A 9452-nucleotide genomic window follows, 5' to 3' on the forward strand; every position below is an offset into this window, starting at 1 on the left:
AATAATGACTAAACCCTTTATTATCCCTTTATTATTGCTGGTAAATTCGGTATATGCACAAACTGATATTGAGTTAAAACCGGGAGATACGCTGAAATATTCACCAAAATCTCAGCACCCGGTATGGGTAACAGTTCAGTCAAATGGTGCCAATGTTGGAGCAGCTTTATTTATGGAGGGTAAAAAAATAAAGGAACAGGACGATTCCAGAGGAATAAAAAGCATAGAACGGCTATTTTATAATCCTGAAAAAGGGAAAAAATATGAATTGAAGGTTTGGGCAAAATCCTATGTTGAAAAAACAAAACCTTCTAAAATTTCCATCACAGAATCCAAAACGGTTTCTATCTTAAATGGGCAGTTTACTTCATCTCAGTTTATAGAAGACTTACAGGTTTTTCGCTCCATCAGAGAAAAAGCAAACTCTGGATTGTATGTTTACAGAAGCAGAAAGCAGATAGACAGTCTATATCAAAAGGCAGAGGAAGAAGCGGCCAACAGTAAAAATATTTTCGATTTCTATAAAGTAATAACTAAGCTTACAGGTTTTGAAGGCAGTTGCCATAATTATACGGACCTTCCTAACCACGCATCCTATTATCTGACCCAAAAACCTGAATATCTTCCCATCACTCTGAAAAATATAGATGGCCGTTTGTTCCAGGATTCAAAAGATAATAAAATTCCGCTTGCTGCCGAAATTATTTCCATTAATAACATTCCTGCAAGAGAAATGATTAACCGTTTTTCTCAATACTATTTTTCTGATGGTTATTCTATGCCTTATAAGGAAACAACAGGCTTTGAAAGAGAAATGCTGGATAAATTTTATATAGAATTCGGTACCCATAAACAATACAGCATCAAGTATCTGAGGAATGACCGGATTCATGAGGTAACATTGCCAGGAATTTCATTAGAAGCTTTTAAAAAACTGCAGGAATCAAGACATTCGCTTACTTTAGATAAAAAATTGATGAACGAGAAATACAGTTTTACCAAAGAAGGTGATAATGTATACCGTTTATCAGTAAGAGGCTTTGATTTTGCAACAGGTAAAGAAGATCCAGCTTATGAAAAATTCAGTACTTTTCTTGAGCAGATGATGGATACTTTGGAACGAGAGAAAATAACCAACCTTATCATTGATCTGAGAGGAAATACTGGCGGAACCGGAGCACTTTATGAAAAAGTGTTTACTTACCTCACGCAAAGACCTTTCCGTGACAGTCATTATGCTTATACCTGGTTTAATGAAGTTCCTATGGAAGAAAAACTGGTGATTACTCCTCTTTTCCTTTCCAATGGAGTGAAAGATAAACACGGAATCAATGCGTACCTGAAACAGCTTTATCCTAAACAGATCCAGGGGAAATATTATTGGGGAGATGATAAAAACTCTTCAATTCTGCCTAATGAAAGAACGTTTAAAGGGCAGCTTTATCTTTTGGTAGATCAGCGTGTGGCTTCAGCTGCGTCTCATTTAGCTTCTTTAATAAAATCCTATACCAACGCTATTGTGATTGGAAAGGAAACAGTTGGCGGATATTACGAACATAACGGTCACCTTCCGTTAGTGTATGAGCTTCCCAATACAGGAATTCAGACAGGTTTTTCTATTGTTCATGTGATTCAGGATGCTCAAAATCTTCCGGATCAGAAAAAAGGACAAGGGATTATTCCACACTATGAAATACGGCCAACCCATCAGGAATTTTTAGATCAGAATGATGTTTATCTGAAAAAAGTACTGGAACTTCAGAAATAAAATAATCAATAAAATAAAATGGCTGCAGAGGATTAGTTTGCAGTCATTTTTATTTGGATAGCGTAAATGGATTGATTATTTCCCGTGTTAGTGTTAAAATTTAGTTTTTTATAAATGGGTTGTTTCGTTCGTATGAATTTAAAATAGAGTTGATTACCGGTTTTTATATATCTAAAATGGTTGAAATATTATTCAAAAGTCGTAGAACTACTACAAATTTTCAGATTAAGGCCTTAAAATTTTTTGAATATAAATAACCGCTTTATATTTGTTTTACCATCACACCATACAAAGTATTATTAACGATTAAAATTTATAGAATATGACAGTAACTAAAAGGGAATCTTAACATTCTAACCGGGAGAAGAGCAAAAACTATTCAGGCAGTATCTTATCCCCAGTATTTACTAGAATTTACAATTATCCATTCATCAATTGATTTTAAACTATTTTCTGAAGCTTTTGTTTCAGGAGGTATTTGTTAATGCTAAAAAAGAACTGAATTAAAAATACTAATAATATGGACATTAATCATTTTAAGGAAACCATTAAACCTTTTTTCTGGGTAGAACATGCAAGCAGCTTTTCGGTATGTCTGGATGCAGGAAGTTATAAACAGGAAATCTTTGATGCCAGGGCAGATGAAGGTTTTGAGGGGAACGGCTACGACTGGGGCTCTTTAGCTCAGGTTTTTCTGGCTGAGAAAAGACCGGATCTGAGTGAAAGTATACGATTTGACCCTGAAGGAGGAATGTTCTGTGCTTATTCTTCGGAAGGAAATAAGTTACAGGATTTTATCCTGGATTTTAAAAAAGCCTGTGAAGATGAAACGCTGATAACAGATTTGTTTTCAAGAGCAGAATTGGATTGATTCTCAACAATAAGTTATACGTTAGTGAATTTGCCTTTGTGGGATGAGATCTTTAGCATTTAATAGAAAAAGAGAGATAGCCGGATTCGGCAAGCAATATTTTAAACCAATCTAATAAAAAATAATATGAAGAAAATATTTTCAGAACTCAAAGGCTTTGTCATATACAGCCCGGAGCTTTTAGCGAAATATCTGCAGGATCATAATCTGCCAGGAAATAATATCCTGAAATATTTTGTAGAAAATGAACATGGAGATGTAATAACAAGATCAGGAATAGCAATTCCTGTGATAGGTGTAGAAGAAGATTATTATTCATTCTGCATTTCTGCTAATGAAGATCGGGTATTGGGAAATGAAGAAGTGGCTGCACAGTCTGATGGCTGGATATTTCAAACCTCCAATAATGAACTGAGAGTGGTAGGAATTGGCTATTTAAGAGATATTTCAACCATTAACGATGAAAATAGTATCCGCCTGAATTTGGAAAACGGATGGTTTTCGTTAAGAATACGTGCTGGCAATAAAAATGGAGAAAGACTTTTTGAACTCAATACAAGGAAACAGGAAAACCAGCCCGACTTTAACGGAGATCTTACTGCAACGTATTATTTTAATTAATCAGAGAGAAGAGACTTGCATTGCCTTGGTATTTTTAATATTGGGACAGAGTTTTTTAGTTTAACAACTGTTCAAAACTTATTTATATTATTTTCTGAAGAAAAATTTGTACAAAGGAATTAAAACCCGAATAATCCACTGAAAATGACAAAACAATAGATCGATAGAGCCAATGCAAGGTTAATGGCAGTTTGTTCGTATTTTTTCTTCCTGTATAATAAAATGGATTCAATAACGGCATAAATCAGGATACCATATCCAAATGCTATCATCACAAAATAGTAGAGATATCCTGCTCCCATGCCTAGATTCTGTTCCTTTAAAAAAACTAATGGAATAAAAGCAATGAGTAGGAAAAGAAGCAGAATTCCTAACCTTAAGAATAAATGTTTTTTAAGGTTGTTTTCCGAAGCGATAGGACGATAAATAAACGTATAGACTCCGCAAGCATATACTATTAATAAAATCAGACCGATGGTGGAACGAACCTGATATACTATAGGCAGTATATTGCTTTTAAAAATGAAACCTGCTATTAAAAATGCGAGAAAAAAATATTTGATCTTTTTGAAATCCATACCGTTACAATTTATCTGTTATACCCCTAAATACCCAATACAGATAACCTGGATTTTTATGAGTTTTAATTATCAATTATTATTTGCATTACTGCTCGCAATGCTTTTGGTGAATTCTGCAATATAGCTATTAATTAACCTATTCATGGTATATAGCGGTTTCTCAAATTTATTTAATATTTTCCTTGTACACAACTGTTATATTTTCAGTAGGTTAATTCATTTTGGGTATTGGGTTTTAAGCTTGGATAAATAATTCCGTTGGAATGAATGAGTGATAAAGAAAAATGAATGTTATCCAAAAAATTAATAGTTTTATAGATTTGAAAATACCTTTTGAACCATTGCTCGCTTTATTTTGATGTAAATCAGGAAAATCGTACTTTTTGAGAATAATCTAAGATCAGATATAATTGTAAAAATAAAATGAATAAACTACTTCTTTTAGCGGGTATCATTCTTTCCACGAGTTTATATTCCCAGCAAAAAATTATTTTTGACCGAGCCGGTTATTATTTTGATTTTATGGAATTGAGTTTTGAAATGGAAGATAAACCCAATGATAAGTTTCATTTAATAAAATTTGATACCATTACAGCAACAGATAAAAAAGGAAACCTTTTGATAGATAACCATAATGTCTATAACATCTATAGAAGAGCTAATATTCTGGTACGTTATGAAACCCCAAAAGAAAAATTAAAAAGTGTAAGTGCAAAAGGAGTTGTCAAATATTTTCAGCCTTCTAGAGAAAACAATTCTTACTTTATATTGGGAAAAGTAAAAGAGGTAAAGAAAGATGTAAATCTTATTGATAAGAGTGTTCTTGCTAAAAAACCGGGGCTTTATTTTGGCCTTGTATCTGTAGAGTCAGCGAATAAGATTTTTAAAGACTTTATCAATCATATGGCTAATCAGGGTAAAAAGATAGACTTTAATGAGTATGATCTTATGATGGCGAAAACAAATGATAAAGAACATGATATGATACCTGTAGTGCCCACTATAGATGATGGACTGGATTTCAGCTACAACAATATTACCCTGAAAGATCCTAAAACCGGGATTATCTATACGTTTTATAAAATTAAGCAATCAATGACCGCAGAAGAAAGAGGAAATATTCCTTTGGAACTGTTCATCGAAAACGGAGAATCTGTACAGAAAATTCCTTTTGATTTTAAAAATTTTCAGGTAAAACAGTAAGTTTTTTAAAAAAATCATTTCAGTATAGCAGCTTGCTAAAAAAGCAATAAGGCGATGATATTACTTTATCTTTTTTGGATGCAGTTATATATGATAAAAATTTATATTTTAGGGGAATAACCATGACTACTTTTTATGTACAGACTATATTTCATTTTTGTTCTTATTCTCATATTTATTTTTCAATGGACCAAAGGGCAGGGAAGGTCTGTTGGAAATGTATCTGATACAGCTGACGAGAGTAATAATCTAAATGGAAGTTGTGTTGGAAGTGAAAGTTATTGTTGTAATTATGCTGGAGTGAGAGGCAGTAATTATCCGGATGAAAATCATGAACTTCTTGTGAATACTCCAAGATCATCAGCAGGTAATGTTTTTTTTGGACCTTTACTGATTATAATAAGCTTGTTGGTCTTGAGAGCGCTTTCAAAAAGAGCAGAAGAATAGTTCTATTAATTTTTTAAAGAAAGAAATGCAAGGAGGCTTTTACATCCTTTCTGCATTACAGGAGTACAATATTTATTTTTTCTATTTTTTATCCATTTATAACATATTCAACAGATTCATTAGAGCCTGAAAATGCAGTATTATGTCCTAAAGCTTAACATAATTTATATTCATAGGGCTTTCCATTGGATTTTAATACATTCAGGTATTCAATGGATGGTTGGCAGGAATCTGTATATCTGTACCTCCAAAAATCCATAGTCATGGAATTGAAACCAGACAACCCAAAATGCAAAAGAAATGCTTTTGAAAATACAGAAGCAATTTAAAAAATAAAACATAAGGGAATCTAAAAGGGTTGTGTTCAAATGTAATACTATTTTTTTCTCAGTTGTCTTAATAGTAACTTAGATAACAAAATAACCATACCATCGAGTATTTAACCATGAAAAAAATCCATTTGATTGCTATACTGTTTTTATCACTCAATATGTTTGCACAAAACATAAATGATAAAATCAAATTATTTGAAAACGACTTCTACCATTGGAACAAATCTAAAAAGAAATCAACTTTAAAAGAAAGAATGTCTTTTTATAACGTCAATGCAGTAAGTATCGCCGTAATTAAAGATTACAAAATAGAATGGGCAAAAGCGTACGGCTTTGCAGATGTTTCTGAAAAAAGAGCAGCAACACCCCAAACATTGTTTCAAGCAGGTTCTATTAGCAAAACGATTAATAGTTTAGGGATTTTAAAATTGGTTCAAGAAGGAAAATTAGGATTGGACGATGATATTAATAATCATCTGAAAACCTGGAAATTCCCTTATGATGACGTTTCAAAGGAGAAGAAAATCACTATAGCTAACTTATTGAGTCATACCGCCGGTTTATCGGTTCACGGTTTCGGAGGGTATGAAAAAGGAGCTGCTTTACCTACAACAATTCAAACGCTTGACGGTCTGAAACCTTCCAATTCCGGTGCTGTCAGATCTGTATTTGAGCCAGGCTTGAAATACCAATATTCTGGTGGTGGAACTACGATTACTCAATTAATTCTTGAAAATACAACCGGTGAAAAGTACGAAGATTATATACTGAAAAATATTTTGGAGCCATTGGGGATGAATAACAGTTCTTTCAGCCAGCCACCGGCAAAAGATAAAGAAAATTGGTTGGCAACAGGCTATAATTACGATAAAGAAGTGAAAGGGAAATATCATATTTATCCCGAAAAAGCAGCTGCTGGTTTATGGACAAATCCAACAGATTTAGCCAAATATGTTATTGAAACACAATTATCATTATTAGGAAAATCGGATAAAGTTTTGTCTAAAGAAATGTCACAGAAAAGATTGGAAAATCATTTTGGAACATTTTCGAATGATTATGCTGGTGCGAAATATTTTCATCATGATGGTGGAACAAATGGTTTTGTCTGCTTTTATATGGGAAGTGTAGATGATGGAAACGGAATTGTTGTGATGACCAATGGCAACACGGGTAAATTGATGGAAGAAATTGTTACAAGTATCGCAGCTTTGAATCAATTTAAAAATTACCCTTTAGAATCAGGTAAAGAGTCGATTTCCTTCACAATAAGAAAAGAATTGTCGAAAAGTGTAGACAATGGTATTGAACATTACAAAAATCTGAAGAAAACCAAACCTGATGATTACAATTTCTTGGATGAAAGCGAACTCAATATACTGGGTTATGAATATTTGAATAACGGTAACATTGATTCTGCTATCAAAATTTTCACTTTGAATATCAATGAATTTCCAAATTCAGCCAATGTTTACGACAGCCGGGCTGAAGCTTATTTCAATAAAAAAGAGTATCAATTATCAAAAAAAGATTATCAAAAAGTATTAGAATTGGAACAGGCAAATCCAAATGCAAAAGAAATGCTTTCAAAAATCAACCAAATTCTATCTCTGAAAAATTAATTAAAATGAAAAACCGATTTTTTTACTATTAATAGCTGCTTTAGTGACAAATGTTCTTTCTGGCCAAGAATTAAATTTTGATTTTTTTTGACTCTAGCGTAAAAACAAAAAACGCTGTAAATATTGATGTTTACAGCGTTTTAGCTTATTTTGGCTTCCCAACTTGCGGAGAGTGAGGGATTCGAACCTAATGATTTAAGATGTTGAAAATCAGTTGATTTAAAATATCGTTTTCAAAAGTGCCACGAATTTGCCACAACTCCAATATCTTATGGATAATGCTACAAAATCTTAACAACTCAACTAAAATTTGCTTTAGTTTCGTTAGCCAAATATAAGGATTAATTTAATTACTTAAAGGTTTTTAAGAATGGCGCTAAATAGTAAAATGAACTAAAGTTTCCGCTGTTAAGCGTAAAGTCTCACTTGTTTTGGCAAGTTTGTTCTACTTGAAGGTACTATCATTCGTTGCTGCGGTGGAAGGTATGATAGTGTATGAATTAGGAATTATTTAGAATTTTTAATTCTTTTGGAAAATTTTTTGAAATCGTTATCATACGCTATTTGCCAATACCAGAGTTCTCAATTCACCTTATCAAGTCGTGAAACATTTTCAAAACAATGGGTTAATCGGCTGTGTAAAAATGTCTCTATCAATAAAAATCCAACGAATAAACAGAATAATCCGTGAATAAGCCCTTTGTAATATTCTTTTACAGTAAATAAAAAAATAAGTACAGAAAGAATGAGCAAAGCACTCCAAACAATTTTTAGAATAATGTAAATTTTATGGTCGGATTGAGCTTTACCTAAGGCCATTTTTACTGTTTCTTTTGGGTTATGCCGGTATTGTTCTGTCACCGTATTGAGGTGTTTTGCTCTGGAATAGGTAAGAAAACTTCCATACCCCAGAGAAGCCGCTGTTAGCAGGCAAATAGGAATGAACATCCCCTTTAATAAAGGATTTTCATATTTGAATCCAAATAGCAGGCACAGCACTAAAATAAGTCCTATGCCTACCATTATTTTGCCTTGCAGCGCATCACCTTTTGTCCTTATACTGAGTTCCTGCAAAAATTCCATATTATAAACCCCAGTTTTGTTTGATAAGGGATAAGTAACTGTCATCATCCAATTGTTTACGGGCTGCTATAATTTCTTCGGCATCTGCCCCTGCGATGTAGCGCATTTGTTTTTTGTTGTCGGTAGCGGCTTCATAGATTTTTTCGGCCACAACAATTGCCTCTGAAGCTCCACTTCCGGCTTGCTGTATTGCAATCATTACTTTTTCCAGAAATGGAGCATATTCAGTCTGTGATGGGTCTATATTGAGGTTCTTCATAACGGTATCCTCAAAATTTGTATTGATCATTCCTGGTTCAATTAATTTTACCTGGATTCCAATAGGTTCAAGTTCAAATGATAGCGCTTCACTGAGTCCTTCCACGGCAAATTTTGAACCATGGTACAAGGTGCCAAGAGGCAAGGTAATTTTACCACCCATAGAAGAAATATTTATAATAATTCCTTCCTGCTGTTTTCTCATGATCGGGATTATGTTTTTGGTCACAAGTAAGGTACCGATTACATTGACATCAAACTGCATCCGCATTGCCTGTTCAGGTGTAGCCTCCAGGATACCATAAGAACCATATCCTGCATTGTTGAGGAGCACATCAATTTTTCCGAACCGCTCAACGGCTTGTTGTACTGCAGATTGAATGGTATCTTCTTTTGTAACATCCAGTGCTATGACCTGCACATTATCTAAGCTGTAAAGCTCCTTATCTTGTTCCGGATTAGAGCGGACAGTGGCTGCCACATTCCACCCTTTTTGTTGGAAATATTTGGCAGTCATGCGTCCGATACCGCTGCCACATCCTGTAATTAAAATTGTTTTTCTCATTGTATGTATTGAGGTACTAAATTAAAAATCTTTCTTTCTTAAGCCGTCTATCATTGCTATTCCGGCCATTTTTGTTAAGTTTCTCCAGGTAGGTTCCATGG

General features: G+C 33.6%; 9 protein-coding genes. 6 read left to right on the top strand and 3 right to left on the bottom strand.

The genetic code is table 11. The features are described from left to right. Nucleotides 1-4 precede the first annotated feature (4 nt). The 3 genes from J2772_RS23500 to J2772_RS23510 all read left to right on the top strand — a co-directional run bounded on the left by J2772_RS23500 (nt 5) and on the right by J2772_RS23510 (nt 3260). The gene (locus J2772_RS23500) at nt 5-1768 is read left to right on the top strand and encodes a S41 family peptidase (RefSeq protein WP_209921335.1); all 1764 of its coding nucleotides are present in this window, start codon (nt 5-7) and stop codon (nt 1766-1768) included. Nucleotides 1769-2288: 520 nt separating this feature from the next. Beyond that, nucleotides 2289-2639 carry an immunity 51 family protein gene (locus J2772_RS23505; RefSeq protein ID WP_209921338.1) on the top strand — a complete coding sequence of 117 codons (351 nt, stop codon included), beginning with the start codon at nt 2289-2291 and terminating at the stop codon, nt 2637-2639. A 126-nt stretch (nt 2640-2765) separates the two neighbouring features. Beyond that, nucleotides 2766-3260 (top strand): hypothetical protein, encoded by a 495-nt coding sequence (locus tag J2772_RS23510; RefSeq protein ID WP_209921341.1) that lies wholly within the window; start codon nt 2766-2768, stop codon nt 3258-3260. A gap of 119 nt (nt 3261-3379) precedes the next feature. Here the strand turns inward: J2772_RS23510 and J2772_RS23515 are convergent, their stop codons facing one another. Next, nucleotides 3380-3838 (bottom strand): hypothetical protein, encoded by a 459-nt coding sequence (locus tag J2772_RS23515; protein ID WP_209921344.1) that lies wholly within the window; start codon nt 3836-3838, stop codon nt 3380-3382. A gap of 426 nt (nt 3839-4264) precedes the next feature. On the opposite strand from J2772_RS23515, the gene J2772_RS23520 reads away from it, so the two are divergent. The 3 genes from J2772_RS23520 to J2772_RS23530 all read left to right on the top strand — a co-directional run bounded on the left by J2772_RS23520 (nt 4265) and on the right by J2772_RS23530 (nt 7445). Next, nucleotides 4265-5044 carry a hypothetical protein gene (locus J2772_RS23520; RefSeq protein WP_209921347.1) on the top strand — a complete coding sequence of 260 codons (780 nt, stop codon included), beginning with the start codon at nt 4265-4267 and terminating at the stop codon, nt 5042-5044. A 135-nt stretch (nt 5045-5179) separates the two neighbouring features. Next, nucleotides 5180-5491, top strand: a complete 312-nt coding sequence (locus J2772_RS23525; protein WP_209921350.1) for a hypothetical protein — start codon at nt 5180-5182, stop codon at nt 5489-5491. 445 nt (nt 5492-5936) lie between these two features. Next, on the top strand, nt 5937-7445 hold the full coding sequence (locus J2772_RS23530; protein WP_209921355.1) for a serine hydrolase domain-containing protein: 1509 nt from the start codon (nt 5937-5939) through the stop codon (nt 7443-7445). A 582-nt stretch (nt 7446-8027) separates the two neighbouring features. Here J2772_RS23530 and J2772_RS23535 read toward each other — a convergent pair. Together J2772_RS23535 and J2772_RS23540 are read right to left on the bottom strand one after the other, a co-directional pair. Then, entirely contained in the window at nt 8028-8528 is a 501-nt protein-coding gene (locus J2772_RS23535) for a hypothetical protein (protein ID WP_209921357.1), read from the bottom strand. Between the two features lies 1 nt (nt 8529). Then, nucleotides 8530-9351 carry an SDR family oxidoreductase gene (locus tag J2772_RS23540; RefSeq protein ID WP_209921359.1) on the bottom strand — a complete coding sequence of 274 codons (822 nt, stop codon included), beginning with the start codon at nt 9349-9351 and terminating at the stop codon, nt 8530-8532. Nucleotides 9352-9452: the final 101 nt, after the last annotated feature.

It is taken from the genome of Chryseobacterium jejuense, assembly GCF_017877355.1.
In the GTDB taxonomy this organism is placed as follows: domain Bacteria; phylum Bacteroidota; class Bacteroidia; order Flavobacteriales; family Weeksellaceae; genus Chryseobacterium; species Chryseobacterium jejuense_A.